General features: G+C 60.6%; 17 protein-coding genes and 1 other RNA gene. 13 read left to right on the forward strand and 5 right to left on the reverse strand.

Translation table 11 applies throughout. The features are described from left to right. Positions 1-48: 48 nt before the first annotated feature. The 3 genes from ssrS to GE543_RS21940 form a co-directional block, all read right to left on the reverse strand. A non-coding RNA gene (gene ssrS, locus GE543_RS21930) (6S RNA) lies at positions 49-227 on the reverse strand. Between the two features lie 30 nt (positions 228-257). Beyond that, positions 258-587 (reverse strand): cell division protein ZapA, encoded by a 330-nt coding sequence (locus tag GE543_RS21935; protein ID WP_003317331.1) that lies wholly within the window; start codon positions 585-587, stop codon positions 258-260. Beyond that, positions 584-793, reverse strand: coding sequence for a TIGR02449 family protein (locus GE543_RS21940; RefSeq protein ID WP_002551573.1), 210 nt, complete (start codon positions 791-793; stop codon positions 584-586). The genes GE543_RS21935 and GE543_RS21940 overlap by 4 nt, the downstream gene beginning before the upstream one ends. 150 nt (positions 794-943) lie before the next feature. Here GE543_RS21940 and GE543_RS21945 point away from each other — a divergent pair, with 150 nt between their 5' ends. The 4 genes from GE543_RS21945 (at position 944) to GE543_RS21960 (ending at position 5,373) form a co-directional block, all read left to right on the forward strand. Beyond that, positions 944-1,498 (forward strand): YecA family protein, encoded by a 555-nt coding sequence (locus GE543_RS21945; protein ID WP_004409109.1) that lies wholly within the window; start codon positions 944-946, stop codon positions 1,496-1,498. Between the two features lie 75 nt (positions 1,499-1,573). Further along, positions 1,574-2,908 (forward strand): Xaa-Pro aminopeptidase, encoded by a 1,335-nt coding sequence (gene pepP / locus GE543_RS21950; RefSeq protein WP_046271740.1) that lies wholly within the window; start codon positions 1,574-1,576, stop codon positions 2,906-2,908. Beyond that, positions 2,905-4,092 (forward strand): 2-octaprenyl-6-methoxyphenyl hydroxylase, encoded by a 1,188-nt coding sequence (gene ubiH / locus GE543_RS21955; protein WP_153222364.1) that lies wholly within the window; start codon positions 2,905-2,907, stop codon positions 4,090-4,092. The genes pepP and ubiH overlap by 4 nt, the downstream gene beginning before the upstream one ends. A gap of 51 nt (positions 4,093-4,143) precedes the next feature. Beyond that, positions 4,144-5,373: a 2-octaprenyl-3-methyl-6-methoxy-1,4-benzoquinol hydroxylase gene (locus GE543_RS21960; protein ID WP_046270670.1), complete on the forward strand. Its 1,230-nt coding sequence runs from the start codon at positions 4,144-4,146 to the stop codon at positions 5,371-5,373. Positions 5,374-5,701: 328 nt separating this feature from the next. On the opposite strand, the gene GE543_RS21970 is transcribed toward GE543_RS21960, so the two are convergent. Further along, entirely contained in the window at positions 5,702-6,694 is a 993-nt protein-coding gene (locus GE543_RS21970) for an AraC family transcriptional regulator (protein ID WP_103697395.1), read from the reverse strand. A gap of 638 nt (positions 6,695-7,332) precedes the next feature. Here GE543_RS21970 and GE543_RS21975 point away from each other — a divergent pair. From GE543_RS21975 to GE543_RS22000, 5 genes are all read left to right on the forward strand, one after another. Then, on the forward strand, positions 7,333-8,616 hold the full coding sequence (locus tag GE543_RS21975) for an MFS transporter (protein ID WP_003414152.1): 1,284 nt from the start codon (positions 7,333-7,335) through the stop codon (positions 8,614-8,616). A 213-nt stretch (positions 8,617-8,829) separates the two neighbouring features. Continuing rightward, positions 8,830-9,411 carry an alpha/beta hydrolase gene (locus GE543_RS21980; protein WP_003317322.1) on the forward strand — a complete coding sequence of 194 codons (582 nt, stop codon included), beginning with the start codon at positions 8,830-8,832 and terminating at the stop codon, positions 9,409-9,411. 83 nt (positions 9,412-9,494) lie between these two features. Further along, positions 9,495-10,445 carry a sigma 54-interacting transcriptional regulator gene (locus GE543_RS21985; RefSeq protein WP_153222365.1) on the forward strand — a complete coding sequence of 317 codons (951 nt, stop codon included), beginning with the start codon at positions 9,495-9,497 and terminating at the stop codon, positions 10,443-10,445. Positions 10,446-10,647: 202 nt separating this feature from the next. Next, positions 10,648-11,436, forward strand: a complete 789-nt coding sequence (locus GE543_RS21990; protein ID WP_003414156.1) for a MetQ/NlpA family ABC transporter substrate-binding protein — start codon at positions 10,648-10,650, stop codon at positions 11,434-11,436. Positions 11,437-11,781: 345 nt separating this feature from the next. After that, complete coding sequence (locus GE543_RS22000) at positions 11,782-13,008, forward strand: MFS transporter (RefSeq protein WP_153222366.1); 1,227 nt, start codon at positions 11,782-11,784, stop codon at positions 13,006-13,008. Between the two features lie 115 nt (positions 13,009-13,123). On the opposite strand, the gene GE543_RS22005 is transcribed toward GE543_RS22000, so the two are convergent. Beyond that, on the reverse strand, positions 13,124-16,222 hold the full coding sequence (locus tag GE543_RS22005) for an autotransporter domain-containing protein (protein ID WP_153222367.1): 3,099 nt from the start codon (positions 16,220-16,222) through the stop codon (positions 13,124-13,126). Positions 16,223-16,439: 217 nt separating this feature from the next. Here GE543_RS22005 and GE543_RS22010 point away from each other — a divergent pair, with 217 nt between their 5' ends. The 4 genes from GE543_RS22010 to GE543_RS22025 all read left to right on the forward strand — a co-directional run bounded on the left by GE543_RS22010 (position 16,440) and on the right by GE543_RS22025 (position 20,250). Next, complete coding sequence (locus tag GE543_RS22010) at positions 16,440-17,336, forward strand: TauD/TfdA family dioxygenase (protein WP_153222368.1); 897 nt, start codon at positions 16,440-16,442, stop codon at positions 17,334-17,336. A gap of 16 nt (positions 17,337-17,352) precedes the next feature. Further along, on the forward strand, positions 17,353-18,234 hold the full coding sequence (locus GE543_RS22015; RefSeq protein ID WP_032655456.1) for an ABC transporter ATP-binding protein: 882 nt from the start codon (positions 17,353-17,355) through the stop codon (positions 18,232-18,234). 91 nt (positions 18,235-18,325) lie between these two features. Next, positions 18,326-19,192: an ABC transporter permease gene (locus GE543_RS22020; RefSeq protein WP_153222369.1), complete on the forward strand. Its 867-nt coding sequence runs from the start codon at positions 18,326-18,328 to the stop codon at positions 19,190-19,192. A gap of 38 nt (positions 19,193-19,230) precedes the next feature. Next, entirely contained in the window at positions 19,231-20,250 is a 1,020-nt protein-coding gene (locus GE543_RS22025) for an ABC transporter substrate-binding protein (protein WP_046271359.1), read from the forward strand. The last annotated feature ends 303 nt before the right edge of the window (positions 20,251-20,553 follow it).

The raw sequence follows: 20,553 nt of genomic DNA on the forward strand, positions 1-20,553 counted from the left end.
AGCGGGGTTGTCGTTGCCAGACAACAGGGCTGGCAACGAACTGAATATGGACTCCCCGACGAACCGCTGTCGGTTTAGCCCTTGAACCCGAAAGTTCAAGGTGGAGATTGCAGGAGGTTTTAAGGCTTTCCGTCGAGCGGACATGCACACCAACCCCAACGTGCAACCCCCGTGGTTGTGCGTATCGGCTCAGGGACATGACCGACTGGCAAGCACTCCAGGGAGCAGCGCGAGTATACAGAAATGCCCCGCAATAATCAGCCCCGAGTTGAATCCGGTGTGCCGGGCGTGTCTGTCGCCAGCACCAGATCGACCTTGTCGAGCAGATCGCGGACCTGTTCGCGGGTCGAACCGCTGGTCTGTACGTCAGGCAGATGTTCCTTGTGCAGCAGGTCGTGAGTGATGTTCAGGGCAGCCATCACGGCGATGCGATCGGCACCGATGACTTTGCCGCTGCTGCGGATCTCACGCATCTTGCCATCCAGGTAGCGGGCGGCGCTGACCAGGTTGGTGCGCTCTTCCTGAGGGCAGATGATCGAATATTCCTTGTCCAGGATCTGAACGGTAACGCTGTTGCCATTGCTCATGAGTCTTGCTCCAGGGCTTTAAGGCGCGAAATCATTGACTCGACCTTCTGCCGGGCGATTTCGTTTTTTTCAATCAGTTGGGCACGTTCCTCGCGCCAGGTCTTTTCCTGAGCTAATAAGAGTGCGTTTTGGCCTTTAAGTTGCTCGGCATACTTCAGGAGCAGCTCCACACGTTTCATCAGCGCTTGCAGGTCGGTGTCTTCCATTGTTTTCCACTGAATACTTTCTGATGAATGGCAGGGGGAGCGATGCTTGTGCTCAAGCTCGAACCGCCGTCCGGGTGATCTTGTCGCGCGGATAGTCTAGGATACAAGGCCTTCATTCTAGACATTGCGCCGTTTGGCGACTAGCTACCCATGCCCATTCAGAATTCTCCGTACAAAGCGTTCGCCACTCTGCTCAACAGTGGCGGTCACCAGGTATCTCCTGCCGAGCTGCATGGCCTATTGTTGGGGCGCAGTTGCGCAGGTGCCGGTTTCGACAACGAAGGCTGGTTCGCCGACGCGTCGGTCCTGCTCGAGACCGAGCCGCAAGACAATATCCGTCAGGCGCTCGTCGGCTTGCAAGAGATGGTCAAGGGCGAGCTCACCGGCGACGACATGACCGTCGTGCTGTTGCTGCCGGGCGACGACGAGCCGCTGACCGAGCGTGCTGCTGCGCTGGGCCAATGGTGTCAGGGCTTTCTGTCAGGTTTCGGTCTGGGCATTGGCGACAAGCCGCTGGGCACTGAAGCCAAGGCGGTTCTGGAGGATCTGGCGGCGATTGCCCAGGTTCAGGACGCGCTGGAAGAGTCCGAAGACGGCGAAACCGACTACATGGAAGTCATGGAGTACATGCGCGTAGCGCCGCTGCTGCTGTTCACTGAATTCAACGAGCCGTCCGCGCCGCAACCCAAGCCTTCACTGCACTGATAGCCGATCACTGCGACACCGGCCTGCGCGTGCCACAGCGCGAGCCGGTGGACTCCATCAGGACGCCTGCTGCCCATGATTCAGATCCCGAAGTCCGAGTACGCCCGCCGCCGCAAGGCTCTGATGGCTCAGATGGAGCCGGACAGCATTGCCATCCTGCCTGCCGCTGCGGTTGCCATTCGCAATCGTGACGTCGAGCACGTCTACCGGCAGGACAGCGACTTTCAGTACCTGAGTGGCTTTCCCGAACCGGAAGCGGTGGTGGTGCTGATCCCCGGTCGTGAATACGGCGAGTACGTATTGTTCTGCCGCGAGCGCAATCCCGAGCGCGAGCTGTGGGAGGGCCTGCGTGCAGGACAGGAAGGCGCAATCCGCGAGTACGGTGCGGACGATGCGTTCCCCATCAATGACATCGACGAAATCCTGCCCGGCCTGATCGAAGGCCGGGATCGGGTGTATTCGGCGATGGGCAGCAATCCCGAGTTCGACCGGCACCTGATGGACTGGATCAACGTGATTCGCTCCAAGGCGCACCTCGGTGCCCAGCCGCCCAAGGAATTCGTGGCGCTGGACCACCTGCTGCACGACATGCGCCTGTACAAGTCCGCTGCGGAAATCAAGGTCATGCGTTGCGCGGCGGATATTTCCGCGCGGTCCCATGTGCGCGCGATGCAGGCTTGCCGCGCGGGGCTGCATGAATTCAGCCTGGAGGCCGAGCTGGACTACGAGTTCCGCAAGGGCGGTTCGAAGATGCCTGCCTACGGCTCGATCGTCGCTTCGGGGCGCAACGGTTGCATTCTGCATTACCAGCAGAACGACGCGGTGCTCAGGGACGGTGATCTGGTGTTGATCGACGCCGGCTGCGAAATCGACTGCTATGCCAGCGACATCACCCGCACCTTTCCGGTGAACGGCAGGTTTTCCCCCGAGCAGAAAGCCATTTACGAGTTGGTGCTCAAGGCCCAGCATGCGGCCTTCGAGGCCATTGGCCCCGACAAGCACTGGAACCAGGCACACGAGGCGACGGTCAAGGTGATTACCGCCGGGCTGGTCGAACTGGGCCTGCTGCGCGGCGACGTTGGCGAGCTGATCGAAAGCGAGGCCTACAAAATGTTTTACATGCACCGTGCCGGGCATTGGCTGGGCATGGATGTGCACGACGTCGGCGAATACAAGGTCGGCGGCGAGTGGCGCGTACTGGAGGTCGGCATGACGCTGACCGTTGAACCCGGGATTTACATATCCCCCGACAATCTGGAAGTCGCGAAGAAATGGCGAGGTATTGGTGTGCGAATCGAGGATGACGTGGTTGTGACCAGGCAGGGGTGTGAAATTCTGTCCGGCGGCGTGCCCAAGACCGTCGCCGAGATCGAGGCGCTGATGGCGGCTGCACAGGAACAGGTCGCATGAGCCGCTTCAATATCGCCATCGTCGGCGGCGGACTGGTCGGTGCAAGCCTTGCGCTGTCGCTGCAGGCTGGTGCCAAGGCACGCGGCTGGAAAATCGTGCTCATCGAACCCTTCGCGCCGGGTGAAGCCTGGCAGCCCAGCTACGATGCGCGTTCTTCGGCACTGTCGTTCGGCTCGCGACGCATCTATGAGCGGCTTGGCCTGTGGCAGCAGATTTCCCGACGCGCCGAGCCGATCCTGCAAATCCAGGTGTCGGACCGTGGTCGCTTCGGCGCCACTCGCCTGTCTGCGCTCGAAGAGGGCGTTCTGGCGCTCGGCTATGTGGTCGAAAACGCCTGGCTCGGTCAGGCTCTGTGGGCCGGGCTGGATCGTGATGTGGTCAGTTGGCGTGTGCCGGCCGAGGTCAAACACATGCAGCCATTGGCCGATGGTTATCGCCTGAGCCTGAGTGACGACAGCGAGCTGGACTGCGACCTGGCGGTGCTGGCCGACGGCGGCCGTTCCAGCCTGCGCGAGCAGTTGGGTATCGGGGTGCGGCAACGGCCCTACGACCAGCATGCGCTGATTGCCAATATCACACCGAGCGAAGCTCACTGTGGTCAGGCGTTCGAACGTTTTACCGAGGACGGGCCGATGGCGCTGCTGCCATTGCCGGATAACCGCTGTGCGCTGGTCTGGACACGTCCGGGCAACGATACCCAGCGTCTGGCCGAGCTGGACGACCGCAGTTTTCTGGAAGAGCTGCAGGGCGTGTTTGGCTATCGCCTGGGCACGCTGCGTCAGGTCGGTGCTCGGCATGTCTACCCCTTGGCACTGATCGAAGCCGAAGAGCAGGTGCGCTCGCATCTGGTGATTCTGGGCAACGCGGCGCACAGCCTGCATCCGGTCGCCGGGCAGGGGTTCAACCTGTCCTTGCGCGACGCCGATGCACTGGCCGAGACGCTGCTGGACAGCGACGCGCCGCCCGGCGAGCTGCCGACGCTGCAGCTCTACCGTGAGCGTCAGCGCCAGGATCAGCAATTGACCGTGGGCTTCTCCGACAAGGTGACACGCCTGTTCGGCAGCTCCCGGTCGGCGGTTGCCACCGGGCGTAACGTCGGGTTGCTCGGGCTGGACCTGCTGCCTGCCGCCAAGCGCTGGTTTGCCCGCCAGGCCATGGGTTTGGGGACTCGATCCGATGTGTGAATCACACACTTTAAACACTGGGCTTCGGCCGCAAGCGAGAACGGTTTGACCATGGAAACGCGCGCAGATGTGCTGATTGTCGGAGCCGGAATGGTCGGCAGTGCCCTTGCCTTGGCATTGCAGGGCAGCGGCCTTGATGTGCTGGTGGTCGACGGTGGACCGCTGAGCGTCGAACCGTTTGATCAACAGTCGAGCTTCGAACCGCGGGTCAGCGCCCTGTCGGCGGCCAGCCAGCGAATCCTCCAGCGGCTGGGCGTATGGGACGGCATCGCTGCGCGCCGCGTCAGCCCGTATGCGCACATGCAGGTCTGGGATGGCAGCGGCACCGGGCAGATTCACTTCTCGGCCTCCAGTGTGCATGCCGACGTGCTGGGGCACATCATCGAGAATCGTGTGGTGCAGGACGCGCTGCTTGACCGTCTGCATGCCAGCGACATCGGCCTGCTGGCCAATGCGCGGCTTGAACAGATGCGTCACTCCGGCGATGACTGGCTGCTGACTCTGGCCGATGGTCGTCAACTGCGCGCACCGCTGGTGGTGGCCGCCGATGGTGCCAATTCCGCTGTGCGCCGCCTGACCGAAACGCCGACGCGTGAATGGGATTACCTGCATCACGCTATCGTCACCAGTGTGCGCACCGCCGACCCCCACAGAAAAACCGCCTGGCAGCGTTTCACCGATGACGGGCCGCTGGCCTTTCTACCGCTGGAGCGCGAGGGCGAGCACTGGTGCTCCATTGTCTGGTCAGTCACACCTGCCGAAGCCGAGCGCCTGATGGTGCTGGAGGATGACCTGTTCTGCCGCGAACTGGAGCAGGCATTTGAAGGACGACTGGGCCAGGTGCTGTCTGCCGATAGCCGCCTGTGCGTGCCGCTGCGTCAACGTCACGCCAAGCGTTACGTTGCCGGAGGATTGGCACTGATTGGCGATGCGGCACACACCATTCACCCGCTGGCCGGGCAGGGCGTGAACCTCGGTTTCCTCGACGCCGCAGTGCTGGCTGAAGTGCTGACCCATGCTGCAAAGCGTGGCGAGCGCTGGTCTGACCTGCGTGTGCTGGGCCGCTACGAGCGCCGCCGTATGCCGCACAACCTCGCGCTGATGGCCGCGATGGAAGGCTTCGAACGCCTGTTCCAGGCCGACCCGCTGCCCTTGCGCTGGTTGCGCAACACCGGCCTGAAAATGGTCAACCGCATGCCCGAAGCCAAAGCGCTGTTCGTCCGCGAAGCGCTGGGTTTGTCTGGGGACCTGCCCGAGCTGGCGCGGATCGAAGCACGCTAGAAGCCAATGCCTACCCACGCGGAGCACAGGCGCGACGGTGTTCTTGAGAGCACTATCGTTCCGCACGCTCCAGCGTGGGAATGCCTGTCGTGACGCTCTGCGTCACATAATCAGGAGAGGACGCAGAGCGTCCAGAACGGCATACCCACGCGGAGCATGGGTACGATGGTGTTCTTGCGGGCACGTTACGCTCGCGATCCTCCAGACACCGATCGTTCCTCACGCTCCAGCGTGGGAATGCTCTTCGTGACGCTCCGCGTCACACATCTGCGCTGCGCCGCTTGATCAAGAGTGGACGCTGAGCATGGGCACGATGGTGTGTCCTCCATCAACGCACCACGGCGCTGCGGTATTGTTCCGGTGTCAGCCCGGTCCAGCGTTTGAAGGCGCGGCTCAGGCAGTCGGTGTCGGAAAAACCCAGCAGGTAGGCGATTTCGCTCAGCGAGCTTTGCTGATCGTTCATATGCAAAAGCGCCAGGTTCTGGCGGCACTGATTGAGCAGCAGGTCATAGCAGCAGCCCTCGTCGGCCAGATGGCGCTGCAGGTTGCGCGGGCTCAGGTGCAGGGCTTCGGCAATGCTTCTGACGGTGGGCTCGCCGTCCGGCAGCAGGGTCTCGATGGCCGAGCGTACGCGTTGCTCCCAAATCAGTGACGGTAACGGATCCCCTTGGGATTCCTGACCGTTCAGCTGTACCGGGCCGTCATCCAGATGGCTGTCGAATTGATCACCGCCAAACTCCAGCAAGTTCTCATGCGCCGCAAACATGACCGGCGAGCGAAACAGGTCGTGCCAGGGCCGCGGGTCCTCGGGTGCGGGACGCTGCAGGTGCACGGCGAGCGGCGCATAGCCCCGGCCGAGCCGATTGCGGCAGGTGCGCACGTAAATGGCGGCAAATGCATCGAGCAGTTCATGAACCGGTGACTGGCAGGAGGGTGGTGTACCGAAGCGGAATTCATAACGCTCGCCGACTGTTCTGAAGTCCAGCTCCAGAGAGTCCTCGGCCATCGAGCGGTAACGTACGATGCGCTCGAAAACTTCACGCAGCGAACCGCTGGCCACCAGTGTGTAGCCCAGCGCATGAAACGCTGTGGGGCTGACGAAGCGTGAAACACGTAGACCCAGAGCCGGGTCAAGGCTGGCCTGGACTGCATGTTGCCAGAGCGTGGCGGTGACGTCCGGCGAGAACTGCGCACCGGGCTCACTCAGCCTGTTCAGTTCAATACCCGCGCTCTGGCACAACGCATCGCTGTCCATACCCAGGGCAGTGAGCTGCTTGCGCAGAGCGGGGGTCCAGCTGGCGAGACTGCTTGGCTCGGGCATGCACACGCCTCTTCCTGACATGAGGTGACTTCAGCGTCAGGCCCGTGCCGATAAGGTCTCACCGGGCATTTCCCTTGCCTGAAGCCGCCTTCAAGAATGAGAGCATTTGTGACAGTTGTGCAAGTGCCAGGATGCGTTTCTTGCCGTTACGCAGAAAATAGGCCTCGCTGTCACCACTGAGCGACGCTCTATAGGCCGAAACGAGCTATGAGCAGACGCCGATTATGCAGTCATCGTATAACGCTAAAGCGCACCTCCCACTCTCAACGCCGCGCTAACCCATCCCTCATGCAGGTCAGAGCGTTTCTGTCATTTGACACTGGAATGGCAAATGACTATAAGTGCATCATGTTGTACGACAACATAAGACTTGAAGAAAATTACAACCACAAAAATAATTCAAAGAGTAACAACCTCATGATCAGTCTGAATTCTCAGGCCATAAAGGCATGCTCCTCGTGCGAAAAACCCGTTTTTACGCATGATCGTCGGCAGAAAGCGCCTAAAAGTCTTCTGAAGAAACCGTAATCTGAAGTTACATAAAACCAGCCGCCTCACGGCCTTGGCCGCGGGACGCTCATCGCCAATCTAAAAATAAACAGGGTGAAGAGATGAAGATAAAAGGCATTCGGTGGTGGATGGTGGGGCTGGTCACGGCCGGCCTGGTCGTCAACTACCTGGCACGCAACACGCTGTCCGTCGCAGCACCGACGCTCATGAGCGAGCTGAGCATTTCCACCGAGCAGTACGCGCACATCGTGGTCGCCTGGCAATTGTGCTACGCCATCATGCAGCCCGTGGCGGGCTACATCATCGATTTGATCGGCACCAAGATGGGCTTTGCGATTTTCGCCATCGCCTGGTCTGCCGCCTGCGCTGCCGCAGCATTCGCAACCGGCTGGCAGAGTCTGGCGATCTTCCGCGGCATGCTCGGCCTGACCGAAGCCGCAGGGCTGCCGGCAGGCGTCAAGGCGACCACCGAATGGTTTCCGGCCAAAGAGCGCTCGGTCGCCATCGGCTGGTTCAACATCGGTTCGTCGTTCGGCGCATTGCTGGCGCCGCCGCTGGTGGTCTGGGCCATTCTGCAGAGTGGCTGGGAGCTGGCGTTCCTGATTGTCGGCGGTCTGGGCATTGTGTGGAGCGGCCTGTGGCTGCTGCTGTACAAGCACCCGCGCGATCAGAAGCGTCTTGGCGATGCCGAACGTGACTACATCCTCAGCGGCCAGGAAGCGCGTCTGAAGGACGCACCTGCCCAGAAAGGCAGTTGGAAGCGACTGTTCAAAAACCGTAATTTCTACGCGATTGCCTCGGCGCGAATCCTCTCCGAGCCTGCCTGGCAGACCTTCAATGCGTGGATCCCGCTGTACCTGATGACCGAGCGTCACATGAATATCAAGGAAGTCGCGATGTTCGCCTGGCTGCCGTTTCTGGCGGCTGACATCGGCTGCGTACTCGGCGGCTACCTCAGTCCGTTGTTCCACAAGTACTGCAAGGTGTCGCTGTTCACCTCGCGCAAGATGGTCATGCTGTTTGGCTGCTCCTGCATGATCGGGCCAGCGTGCATCGGGCTGGTCGAGAGTCCCTACACCGCCATCGCCTTGCTGTGCATCGGCGGCTTTGCCCACCAGACCCTGTCGGGCGCGCTGTATTCGATCACCTCGGATTCATTCGGTAAAAACGAGGTGGCCACCGCGACCGGGATGGGCGGAATGTTCGGCTTTTTCGGGGCGGCGGCATTCACCATGGTCTTCGGCGTTATGGTCACCAAAATCGGCTACAGCCCGCTGTTCGTGGTGCTGGCGATCTTCGATATCGTCGCTGCGATTGTGGTGTGGAACGTTGCCCGTGAAATCCCGCAGCACGACGAGCCAGTACCGCTGACTGCGGGCGAGCAGGGCCCGCGTACTGTCCCGGCAACCTGAGGTCGTCGTAATCCTGTAACGAAGTGCGGATAGTCTTTGCCCTGAAAGTGATTTTTATTAGAGGCCGTTCCTCGAAGGCAGGGAGTGGCCTCTTTTTTTGCCTGTCAGTTGATATTCGTTTTGGGAATTAATAAATAGCTTCTTATTCCTTAGCGAATACCCCTTCCATCCCTATACTCGTCTCATGAACGCATACATGCAGGAGGCGAATCCATGCATAACGAGTCGATCCGGTATCTGATCGTGCCAGGCTGGCAAGGGTCTCCTGATGATCATTGGCAGACCCACTGGCAGAACAGCCTGCCCAACAGCACGCGCGTGGAGCAGGCCGACTGGCTCAAGCCGCGTCGTGAAGACTGGGTGGGTGAGTTGCAACGCACGATCGCCGCGCACGACACGCCAGTGATCCTGATCGCGCATAGCCTGGGTTGCGTCACCGTCGCGCACTGGGCCCGACTCGCGCCGCTGGAAACCTTGCGTCAGGTGCAGGGCGCACTGCTGGTGGCACCGGCCGACGTCGATCGTCCGAATTGCCCGCCTGCGTTGCGTAATTTCGCACCGATCCCTACTGACCTGTTGCCGTTTCCGACGCAGATCGTCAGCTCTGACAACGACCCTGCGGTCAGCTCCCAGCGGGCCATGGAGATGGCGCGTCATTGGGGTGCCGAGCTAGGTTTTCTGAGTCAGGCCGGGCATATCAACGTCAAGTCCGGCCATCAACGCTGGGAGCAGGGCTTCGCCTACCTGTATCGCCTGCAAAACCGTCTGGAGCAACACGCGCGTCGTCGCGCATGACCGGGCAGCCTGTTTATCGGACTCACCGGGTCCCGTCTTTTTAAACGCTTGAGCCATCGCAAGGGCTCAGGCGGGAGTGTGTCATGAGCCTTCACGAAAACTTCGGCCAGCCGCTGCTGACCTTTCCCGATGCGGAAAAAAGCCCACTGAGCATTCGCGCCAAGGCGCTGGTGTTTATCGATCCACGCTCGCGCCGGTTGCGTGAAGAAATGGAGCAACTGGCTCCTCGTTCTCTACCGGTACTGATCCGTGGCGAGTCCGGGACCGGCAAGGAGTTGCTGGCCCGGCATATTCATCGCGGCAGCGATCGCTCGGGCTTGTTCGTTTCAGTGAACTGCGGTGCCATCAGCCCGACCTATGCCGACGCCGAATTGTTCGGCTATGCCGCCGGAGCCCACAGTGGAACGGTCAGCAGCCGCGCAGGCTGGTTCGGTTCGGCCAATGGCGGCACCTTGTACCTGGACGAGATCGGCGACCTGCCGTTGCCGATCCAGGTCAAGCTGCTCGCGGCCCTTGAAAATCACGAAGTCACGCGAGTGGGCGCGCAGCAGCCGAGCCCGGTCGATGTGCGTCTGGTCGCCGCCACCAGTATCGATCTGGCCCAGGCCGTGGCCGCCGGGAAATTCCACGAGCGGCTTTATCATTACCTGAGCGAGGGCCGCCTTGATCTGCCTGCGTTGCGTGAGCAGCCGGGCAACATCCTGCCGTTGGCCGAATATTTTGTGGGGATCTACAGCCAGCGCCTGAACCTGCCGGTGCAACTGATCAGTGAGGACGCGCAGCGCACGCTGGAGGCGCACAGCTGGCCCGGCAATACCCGTGAGCTGGAGAACGTCATTCACTTTGCCTTGCTGGTCAGCAGCGGTGATGAAATTCGCGCACACGATATCAATCTGCCGGACATCGCCGATCCGTTGACGCTGATCGAGCGCCAGACGCAGGTATTGCTCGATGGTGGTGATCGCAGGCAGCTTTCCGCGCTCAGGCAATTGCTTGAAACAGTCACCTCGGAGCTGGCGCGGCGTCCCGCTTGAGCGCGCCCCAGCGCGGTCTCGATGAGTTACAGTAGATCCTGATGCAAAAAAGCATAAGCACTCGATTAAAAAGTATTTTATCGGAATATAAAACACCGGTAATGTCAGCATGATGTCGCAGGGTTCGGATAGCTGTGACAAACCATTGAATAATAAGGTGTCATTTCTGGATGACGCTCTCGGATTTCGTTAAGGACATTGCATGAAAAAGACGTTTTTGCTGACCGCTCTGGCGGCTGTGTTCTCCATTGGCCTGGCTCACGCAGGTGAAAAGCTGGTCGTCGGCGCGACGCCCGTACCGCATGCGGAAATCCTCAAACTGATCCAGCCGACGCTGGCCAAGGAAGGTGTGGACCTGGAAATCAAGGTCTTCACTGACTACGTACAGCCTAACGTCCAGTTGAGCGAAAAGCGTCTGGACGCCAACTACTTCCAGACCAAGCCTTACCTCGATGGCTTCAACAAGGGTAAAGGCACCAACCTGGTAACCGGCGTTGGTGTGCACGTCGAACCGTTTGGCGGCTACTCGAAAAAGTACAAGAGCGTGGAAGATCTGCCTGAAGGCGCAACCATTGCCATTCCGAACGAAGGCAGCAACGCCGGGCGTGCGTTGATCCTGCTGGACAAAAATAAACTGATCACTCTCAAAGACAACACCAATGCCTTGTCCACTGTGAAAGACATCGCAAGCAATCCGCACAACTTCAAATTCCGCGAGCTGGAATCGGCATTGCTCCCACGCGCCCTTAGCCAGGTTGACCTTGCCCTGATCAACACCAATTACGCACTGGAAGCCAAGCCTCCGCTAAAGCCGACAAAAGATGCCTTGATCATCGAAGGTTCGGATTCGCCTTACGTGAACTACCTCGTGACCCGCGAAGACAACGCCCACACCGATGCGATCGAGAAACTGTCGAAAGCGTTGACCAGCCAGGAAGTGAAAGACTTCATCAACAAGAAGTACGACGGCGCGGTACTGCCTGCGTTCTGACCCACTGACGCTCCTTCCTCCAACTATCGTGCGACGCTCCGCGTCGCATGCCGTTCTGGACGCTCCGCGTCCGATCTTGAATGTGCGGCGCGGCACAGATGTGTGACGCAGAGCGTCACGAACGGCGTTCCCACGCTGGAGCGTGAGGAACGATAGTCGTCAGGGAGATCGCTGTACGGGTGGCGCGCGAGGTGTCCGGCAAACACTATCGTACCCATGCTCCGCGTGGGTATGCCGTTCTGGATGCTCTGCGTCCTCTTCTGAGCATTGCGCCCGCAAATCCAATAAGCTCCAATGCCGGGCTCGGTTAATAGCGATGCACGTCCCGGCCTACAGGAGTTTTCCATGCGCAAGGATTACCTCGCTTTCTTCGTCTCGCTTTTCCTGTCCAGGCTGGCGGATCAGATTCTGTTGTTCATTGTGCCGCTGGTGGTGTTCCAGACCACCAACAGCGCTTCATGGGCCGGGCTGGCGTTTTTCGTCGAATCGCTGCCGAGGTTTCTCGCGTTTCCGTTGTGCGGTGCCCTCTGCGACAAATACCCGCCAGTCAAAATTCTGCATATCAGCCAGATCTACCGGGCATCGCTGTGCGTGCTGGCGATGCTGCTCTACGCCATCTTTGGCGGTATCGGATGGCTGGTGGTGCTGTCGGCATTGTGCGGGGTGCTGACCACGCAAGGCATCATGGCGCGCGAAGTGCTCATGCCGCATATCTTTCAGCACTACAGCTACACCAGAACGTTGTCCTATTCCCAGATCGCCGACCAGTCCGGGCTGGTTCTCGGGCCCTTGGTCGCGGCACTGATGCTTGAGGTGTGGGCCTGGCACTGGGTCGTACTGTTGACCGCTGGCCTGTTCCTGCTGGCAGACCTGAGCATGCTCGCGTGGCAACGTCTCAGTCGTATCACGCTGGAGGTGTTCGAGCAGCATCAGGGCATCTGGCTGCAGCCGTTGCGGATTGCATTCGGGCATATCCGCAGCCTGGCGGAATTGAAAAAGATCATCACGCTGGCAGTAGGCGTCAACCTGATCGTCGGTGTCACGCTGGCGACCTCGGCAGCCATGGTGATCGGTGAGTACAGCGCCGGCAAAGACAGCTATGCCGGGCTGCAGGCGGCGGGTGCGGTGACGACCATCGTGATTCTGTTCTTCCTGGCCCGCGTGGCTCTGCCTATGCGCGTGCTGGGTGGCGTCGGCTTTTCGATGATCGCGACCGGGGCATTTATCAGCGCTGTGAGCCCGAACCTTACCGGTTATGCGCTGGGGTTTCTGTTGATCGTCGGCTTCGACAAGATGTTCAACGTCTACATGCGCACCCTCCGGCAGCGGGTGATACCGCCTCAGGACTTCGGCAAGACGGTGGGCGTGATCACGCTGCTCAATAACCTGTCGCAGCCTCTGGCGGGTTTGCTGGTGGCCCTGCTCGCAGCGCCCCTGGGCATTCGCCAGGTCATCCTGAGTTTGGCCATGCTAACGAGCGTTATCGGGGTGGGTGCCCTGTGGTGGTTTGCAAAGGCACGCAGCCCATTCCCGACCTCGATTGTTGAGGCTGATCGGGAGGCCGGGAAATGAAAGCGAGAGGGTTGGAGTGGGATGAAATTGAGGGTCAACGCAAGAGCGCTCAGACCCCCTGATAACTTCGGCAGGCTGCTCTCCGTCCCTACAGAGAGCAGCCGCCGCTTCAGCCTTAAAACGCCAATGTCACCCGGGCATTCAGCGACTGATCCGATGCATCATTGCTCACCTGTCCGTCATAGCTCAGGCCCACGCTCAGCGTATCGCTCAACCCCAGGTCGACACCTGCGCCGAGCACGGCTGCGCTGCGGGCGATGGGGGCGCCGGAGAGTTCGAAGGTGTCACCGCCGCTGAAGGCCGAGCGGCTTTCCGGGGTGACGTCACCGTAGGCGCGACGCCAGCCCAGTGTGGCGTTGGGTTTGATCACGACGCTGCCTGCGTTCAGGCGGGTCGCTGCACGCAGGCCCAGGGTGCTGAAGGTGATGTGGTTGTCCTGGGATTTGTTCTGCAGGCTGATGGCGTTGCTGTTCTCGTCGAAGGCGTCGGTGTCCAGGCGTACGTGTGCCAGGTTGGCGAAGGGTTCAAGCTGTGCGTTGCCCATTTCCAGGGTGTAGCCCAGTTCGCCGAAGACCTGATTGGTCGCTGCCTTGTAGTCTTCCTTGAAGTGCTCGGACGAGCCCGGCAGGTCCAGCGTGCGCTTGGCGGTCAGCTCATGCCAGGTGCGTACCGCGCCGAGGCGCAGGCCCAGTTGGCCCCACTTCGCGCCGCCGTAGACACCCAGGTGATAGTTGTCGCTGTCGGTCGAGCCGGACGCGTGGCGCAGGTCGAAGCTGCTGTTGCTGAAGCCTGCCAATGCACCCACACGCCAGGTGTCGTCGAGCGGTACGTCGGCGCCGAACAACAGGCCGCTGGTGCGGGTTTCCAGGCCTGAGGCGTCACGGCTGCTGTCGGTCTGGCCGGTCGCGCCGATGGCCTGGGTCCACACCACGCCGCGCGAGGCGTCACCGGCGAGGGTTTGCGTGGTGCTGCCGAATGCCTGTGTGGATTGCGCTTGTTGCATGCGAGCATTCATGGCATTGCGCACCAGCCGGCTGTCTTCGATCAGTGCAGATTGGGTCGATGCATGCAGCTCGTTGGACAGCGCGCTGAACGTGGCCTGCGCCGTCGAGGCGTCGTCCTGCACCACCTGACGCCACAGCGCGTTGCCTGCGCCCGCGCTGTCCAGACCCTGCGCGACCGCCTTGGCGTTGCGCGTGGTCGCCAGGCTGGCGAAGGTTTGTGCATTGCGATCCAGCGTCAGCCCGACATCGGTGGCGGTGTAGTTCAGCGTCGGGGTAAGGAACGCGAAGTTGGTTTGTACGGCGGCAAATGCACCGCTCACGCCACCGGCTGCGGAGAGGATCGAGTAACGGCTGGCGGCCAGCCAGTTACCGCCCTCGACGAGTGACAGCGTGCTGTTATTGATCGTCGCGCGGCCGCTGGCGACGATGCGGTCGGCTTTGCCATTGGCGTCCGATTCCACTTGATAAACCGAACCCTGAGCCAGGTTGACGTCACCGTTGACGTTCAGTTGCCCGACCGAATTACCCGGTGCGACCACGCCGCCCTGAGCGACGTTGATGCCGCCGACGGTGCCGTTGCCACCCAGCGTTGCACCTTGCTGCACGCTGACGATGGAGTTACCGAGGTTGCCATTCACTGCCAGGCGACCGGCCTGCACGGTCGTCGCGCCGGACAGGCTGCTGTTGCCGGTCAGGTTCAGCGAGCCGATACCGCGTTTGATCAGCGCACCGTTGCCGGTCAGGGTGTTGGCGAGGGTGTCGTTGGTGGACTGATCGACCACCAGCGTTGCGTTATCGGTGATCGTACCGCTGCCGAAGGCCTGGGCATGACCGGTCAGGGTGCCGCCGTTGATCAGCGTGCCGCCTGAGTAGGTGTTGTTGCCGGTCAGGATCAGGTTGCCCGTACCGTTCTTGATCAGTGCGCCGCTGCCGCTGATGTCGTTGCGCCAGGCGTCGATGGCGTTATAGCCGCCCAGGCTGGCGTTCATGTTGACGGTGACGTTGGAATTGAACGCGCCGTAACCATCGCCTGCGGCATACAGGTTCAAGCGACCGTAGCCACCTGACTGATCGATCACTGCGTAGCCCGACGACAGTTCAGTGGTCGCCAGAATCTCGCGGCGCTGGCTGGCGTCCAGGTACGGGAAGCGTGTTTCCAGCAGCACTTCAGCGTTGGTCGGCACGACCGGCGCGAGATTGGTCGGGCCGACCGGGTCGAAGCCGTAAGTCATGCGCGCGGTATACAGCGCCTTGTCCTGTGCGTGCTGGGAAGTGCGGTCGGTGGCCGGGTCGATGGCCGTCATGCAATTGTTGACGTTGCCGCCGCACTGAGCAGTGAAATAGGCCAGCGCCTGTGCGCGAGCATCGGCGCGCAATTGCGTGTTGGCGGAATTGGACAGATTGTCGATTGCGAAATAGGTCGCCGTGATTCGCCCGCCCATCACGTCGAAGGGCGAGTGCATGCCCGCTTCGATGCGGTTGTCGCCGATCTCCGAAGCACGCAGCATCAGCTCGCTGAACCGCTCCGGGATCGCGTAGGCCAAGGCGTAGGCTGACAGGTAGGCGGCGTTGGTGTGCCCGCTGGGGAAACCCGAGTCACTGGCCGGCGTGGTGCTTTCGGCCGGGCGCAGGGACGGCGCGACGACGAATGCCAGGCTCTGTCCGTCGAGGCTCTGCCGCCATGGCCGTGGATACAGATAGTGGGACTTGGCTGGAGTCGTGGAGGCATCGTTGCGCACGGCGCCGACCAGATCGACCACCTTGCCCAGCGCTGAAGACGAACTGCCTGCGCCATTGCCTTTGTCGTCGTACTTGACGGTTTTGTTGCTGTCGTCGAATTGCGTGATGGTCGTAAACGCGCCCGCGCCCGCTTTGTAAGCATCGCTCAGCGAGCCCAGGCCGCTGATGGCGCTGTAGCTCTGGTCGCGGCGGTCATCGAAGTAGGCGGCGGTTTCCTGCGCCAGCGTGCGCGAGTTGGCGCGGTCGACCACGATCTGCAGGTTGCGCCGAAGCAGGCTCTGACCGAGGGCCGTCGGCGTCCCGGTGTCCCAGGTTGCGCCGGTTGTCCACAGGGTGTTGAACCCGGAGAGCAGGTCGACACCGTTTATACGATTGTCATTGGCACGGCTCGCAGCCTGAACCGAGACGGCAAGCAGCGACAGTATCAATGACGACACCATTACATGGACAACCGGTTTATTGGATCGCATAGCGGGCGCTTCACTCAGGTCGAATAAGGCGCCGACCCTAGCAAGGCGGTCTTACACTTGGATGTATCTGTCGTGACACATTTATGCTGACTGACGTTACACCGCGAGGCAGTGAAAAATTCAGCACTATCGATATTCTTTAACGGTATTTAAACTCTGTTTCTTATACCTATAGAGTTTCGTCTTTCAGTCACACAGTCCTGGAGTCGGAGTTCTCATGCCAGCAGCCTCCCTCGCTTCATTGTCCGCTCAACCTGCTTCGCAATCCTTCGAAGTGCGTCCATTCACCGAAAAGGTGGGCGCGGAAATCGTTGGGCTGGATCTGTCCAGGCCGTTGAACGATGCCGACTTCGCCCGTGTGCATCAGGCACATCTGGATCACCATGTGGTGGTGTTCCGCGATCAGCAGATCACGCCGCAGCAGCAGATCGATTTCAGCCGGCGCTTCGGAGTGCTGCAGATCCATGTGCTCAAGCAGTTTCTGTCGGCCAACCATCCGGAAATCCTCATCGTCTCCAATATTGTCGAGAACGATAAGCCCGTGGGCCTGGGCGATGCCGGCAAGTACTGGCATTCGGACCTGTCTTACAAGGAGCTGCCGAGCCTGGGCTCGATGTTGTACGCCCAGGAGCTGCCAAGTGAAGGCGGCGATACGCTGTTTGCAGACATGCACCTGGCGTGGGAAACGTTGCCGCAACACCTGCGCGATGCGGTTGAAGGGCGTTCAGCGGTGCACAGTTACACCGCACGCTACGCCGAGGGCCACAACGCCGCCAACTGGCGTCCGACCCTGAGCGCCGAGCAACTGGCGCAGGTGGTCGAAGTCAGCCACCCGATCGTTCGCACTCACCCTGAAAACGGGCGCAAGGCGCTGTTCGTCAGCGAGGGTTTCACTACACGCATCCTCGGTCTGCCGGAAGACGAGAGCCGTCAGATTCTCAACGAGATTTACGCCCACAGCGTGAAGCCCGAGCACATCTATCGGCACCAGTGGCAGGCCAACGACATGGTGTTCTGGGACAACCGTTCCCTGATCCACTTGGCTGCCGGCTGCCCGGCGCATCTGCGTCGCAAACTGCATCGCACGACCATTCAAGGCACCGCGCCATTTTGATCCAGGAGGGCCGTTCATGAATGCTGTCGCGCAAGGCCACACGGCCAGCACCAGCACCCAAGCGCAACCGGCTGCACAGCCCAGCGCTGAAGCCTTGTTGCAAGTTCGCGGCGTCAGCCTCGAATACCGCACGCCAGAACGCGTGGTGCGGGCGACGCATCAGGTCAGTTTCGAAGTCGATCCGGCCGATCGTTTCGTGCTGCTCGGCCCATCCGGTTGCGGCAAGTCGACGCTGCTCAAAGCGGTGGCCGGTTTCATCGAGCCCAGTGAGGGCGAGATTCGTCTGGCGGGGCATCAGGTCACCGAGCCTGGCCCGGACCGCATCGTGGTGTTTCAGGAATTCGACCAGCTGCCGCCGTGGAAAACCGTGATCGAGAACGTCATGTTTCCGCTGCTGGCATCACGCACATTGAAGCGCCCCGAAGCGCTGGAGCGCGCGCGTTACTACCTGGAAAAGGTCGGCCTCAGTGCGTTTGCCGATGCCTATCCGCACACCTTGTCCGGTGGCATGAAAGCCCGCGTGGCGATTGCCCGAGCCCTGGCCATGCAGCCGAAAATCCTGCTGATGGACGAGCCCTTTGCCGCGCTGGATGCACTGACCCGCCGCAAGATGCAGGAAGAGCTGCTGGAGCTGTGGGACGAGGTGCGCTTTACGTTGCTGTTCGTCACGCACTCCATCGAAGAAGCGCTGGTGGTCGGTAACCGCATCCTGCTGCTGTCGCCGCATCCGGGCCGTGTAAGGGCGGAAATCAACAGCCATCAATACGACCTGAAAAGTCTCGGCGGCGTCGGCTTTCAGCAAACCGCGCAGCGTATTCATCGGTTGTTGTTCGATGAGGGCGAGGCCGGGCCGGTGGAGCAGGATCTGAATTTTCAGGACATCCGGATCGCTTACTAGGCGACTGCCTTGATCGTTCCCACGCTCCGCGTGGTAATGCCTTTCAGGACGCTCCGCGTCCTATCTACACGATTACCGGGAAACCCGAATCATGAGCCTCGCACCTCCCGCTCGCGAAGAATATGAAATCACGCTGGAGCCTTTCACTCAGGAAGACCTGGCCCGAGAACTGCCTTTGGCACAGCGTATCTGGCAACTGAGCTGGGTGCGCAAATGCGTCATCATGATCGCCCTGGCGGTGATCTGGGAACTGGCCGCACGTCTGCAGAACAACGACCTGCTGTTGCCGAGTTTTCTGCAAACGGCTGCCGCCTTTTATGACGGGCTGATTTCCGGTGAGTTGCCGGGCAAGGTCTGGATCTCCCTGACCGTGCTGATTCAGGGCTATCTGATCGGCATCGTGCTGGCGTTCGCCCTGACCACCCTGGCAGTGTCCACCCAACTGGGCCGCGACCTGCTCAGCACGCTGACTGCGATGTTCAATCCGTTACCGGCCATTGCCCTGCTACCGCTGGCGCTGCTGTGGTTCGGGCTGGGTCAGAACAGCCTGATCTTCGTGCTGGTGCATTCGGTGCTCTGGGCGCTGGCGCTCAATACTTACTCGGGCTTTCTGGGCGTCTCGGAAACCCAGCGCATGGCCGGGCGCAACTACGGCCTCAAAGGCCTGCGCTTTGTCTGGCACATCCTGATCCCTGCTGCGCTGCCGTCGATTCTGGCCGGTCTGAAAATCGGCTGGGCCTTTGCCTGGCGCACACTGATCGCCGCCGAGCTGGTGTTTGGCGCGTCCTCCGGCAAGGGCGGTCTGGGCTGGTACATCTTCCAGAACCGTAACGAGCTGTATACCGACAAGGTCTTTGCGGGGCTGGCGGCAGTGATCCTCATCGGCCTGCTGGTCGAGAACCTGCTGTTCGCCAACATCGAGCGCCTGACCGTCAAGCGCTGGGGTATGCAGCGTTGAAACGCCGTCTTTTTTTGAATAATCAGGGTGAGAACCACATGGAAACTGCATTTCAACGTCCGGCACTGACTGTGTTGGCGGCGACCCTCGGCTTGTTTGGCGCGCTGCTCAGCGGCGGCGCTCAGGCTGAAGGCAAGATCAGCATCGCTCAGCAATTCGGCATCGGCTACCTGATCCTCGACGTGGTGCGCGATCAGAAACTGATCGAGAAACACGGCAAGGAGCAGGGCCTGGACATCAAGGTCGACTGGAACAGCATCTCCGGTGCCACGGCGATGAACGAAGCGTTGCTGGCTGGCGCACTCGACGTGGTGTCGGCCGGCGTGCCGCCGATGCTGACCGTATGGGACCGCACCAAGGGCAAACAGAACGTCAAGGCGATTGCCTCGCTGGGTTCGATGCCCAATTACCTGCTGACCAACAACCCCAACGTCAAGACCCTCAAGGACTTCACCGACAAGGACCGCATCGCCGTACCGGCTGCGGGCGTGGGCTTCCAGTCGCGCACCTTGCAGATCGAAACCGCCAAGCTGTTCGGTAACGACAACTACAAGAAATTCGACAACATCTCGGTCAGCCTGGCGCACCCGGACGCGACCTCCGCGCTGATTGCCGGTGGTTCGGAAATCAACTCGCACTTCTCCAGCCCGCCGTTCCAGTATCAGGAACTGGAGAACCCCAACGTGCATAAGGTGCTCAGTTCCTATGAGGTGCTGGGCGGCCAGGCGACGTTCAACGTGCTCTACACCACCGAGAAATTCCACGACGAAAACCCCAAGACCTACAAGGCGTTCTACGACGCGCTGGCTGAAGCCGAGACGATCATCAAGGCCGACAAACCCGCTGCCGCGCAGACCTACATCCGCGTCGAGCAATCGAAGCTGCCGTTGCCCCTGGTAGAGAAAATCGTCGCCGACCCGGAAATCGATTTCACTATCACGCCGCAGCGCACCTTCATCTACGCCGAGAAACTGCATGAGCTGGGTGTGTTGAAAAACAAGGCAGCGAGCTGGAAGGATTTCTTCTTCGAAGAAGCACACGGCACCGAGGGCAGCTGATCGGCGCTGCTTGAGGATGACGCGGAGCGTCACGAACGGCATTCCCACGCGGAGCGTGAGGAACGATAGGTGATCTCCCGGGCGCCTATCGTTCCTCACGCTCCAGCGTGGGAATGCCATTCTGGACGCTCTGCGTCCTCTTCTAAAAGATTCAGGTTACTTCCGCTCACGAAAAACCTGTCCTGCAGGACCTTTCCTTCAGTCTTTTCTCTTTCCTGCGTATGACCTTTCCTAGAAAATCTCGAGCCCTTGTGCCTGCCAACTCTGCACACTAGGCTGCGTCGGTCGCTGATTTTTCCAGCG

The sequence above is a fragment of the Pseudomonas sp. SZ57 genome (assembly GCF_009495975.1).
Taxonomy (GTDB): domain Bacteria; phylum Pseudomonadota; class Gammaproteobacteria; order Pseudomonadales; family Pseudomonadaceae; genus Aquipseudomonas; species Aquipseudomonas syringae.

Bases quoted from the DNA above. Each gene is read 5' to 3' on its own strand.
- GE543_RS21935 (WP_003317331.1), bottom strand. From the start codon at position 587: ATGAGCAATGGCAACAGCGTTACCGTTCAGATCCTGGACAAGGAATAT.
- GE543_RS21940 (WP_002551573.1), bottom strand. From the start codon at position 793: ATGGAAGACACCGACCTGCAAGCGCTGATGAAACGTGTGGAGCTGCTC.
- GE543_RS21945 (WP_004409109.1), top strand. From the start codon at position 944: ATGCCCATTCAGAATTCTCCGTACAAAGCGTTCGCCACTCTGCTCAAC.
- pepP (WP_046271740.1), top strand. From the start codon at position 1,574: ATGATTCAGATCCCGAAGTCCGAGTACGCCCGCCGCCGCAAGGCTCTG.
- ubiH (WP_153222364.1), top strand. From the start codon at position 2,905: ATGAGCCGCTTCAATATCGCCATCGTCGGCGGCGGACTGGTCGGTGCA.
- GE543_RS21960 (WP_046270670.1), top strand. From the start codon at position 4,144: ATGGAAACGCGCGCAGATGTGCTGATTGTCGGAGCCGGAATGGTCGGC.
- GE543_RS21970 (WP_103697395.1), bottom strand. From the start codon at position 6,694: ATGCCCGAGCCAAGCAGTCTCGCCAGCTGGACCCCCGCTCTGCGCAAG.
- GE543_RS21975 (WP_003414152.1), top strand. From the start codon at position 7,333: ATGGTGGGGCTGGTCACGGCCGGCCTGGTCGTCAACTACCTGGCACGC.
- GE543_RS21980 (WP_003317322.1), top strand. From the start codon at position 8,830: ATGCATAACGAGTCGATCCGGTATCTGATCGTGCCAGGCTGGCAAGGG.
- GE543_RS21985 (WP_153222365.1), top strand. From the start codon at position 9,495: ATGAGCCTTCACGAAAACTTCGGCCAGCCGCTGCTGACCTTTCCCGAT.
- GE543_RS21990 (WP_003414156.1), top strand. From the start codon at position 10,648: ATGAAAAAGACGTTTTTGCTGACCGCTCTGGCGGCTGTGTTCTCCATT.
- GE543_RS22000 (WP_153222366.1), top strand. From the start codon at position 11,782: ATGCGCAAGGATTACCTCGCTTTCTTCGTCTCGCTTTTCCTGTCCAGG.
- GE543_RS22005 (WP_153222367.1), bottom strand. From the start codon at position 16,222: ATGCGATCCAATAAACCGGTTGTCCATGTAATGGTGTCGTCATTGATA.
- GE543_RS22010 (WP_153222368.1), top strand. From the start codon at position 16,440: ATGCCAGCAGCCTCCCTCGCTTCATTGTCCGCTCAACCTGCTTCGCAA.
- GE543_RS22015 (WP_032655456.1), top strand. From the start codon at position 17,353: ATGAATGCTGTCGCGCAAGGCCACACGGCCAGCACCAGCACCCAAGCG.
- GE543_RS22020 (WP_153222369.1), top strand. From the start codon at position 18,326: ATGAGCCTCGCACCTCCCGCTCGCGAAGAATATGAAATCACGCTGGAG.
- GE543_RS22025 (WP_046271359.1), top strand. From the start codon at position 19,231: ATGGAAACTGCATTTCAACGTCCGGCACTGACTGTGTTGGCGGCGACC.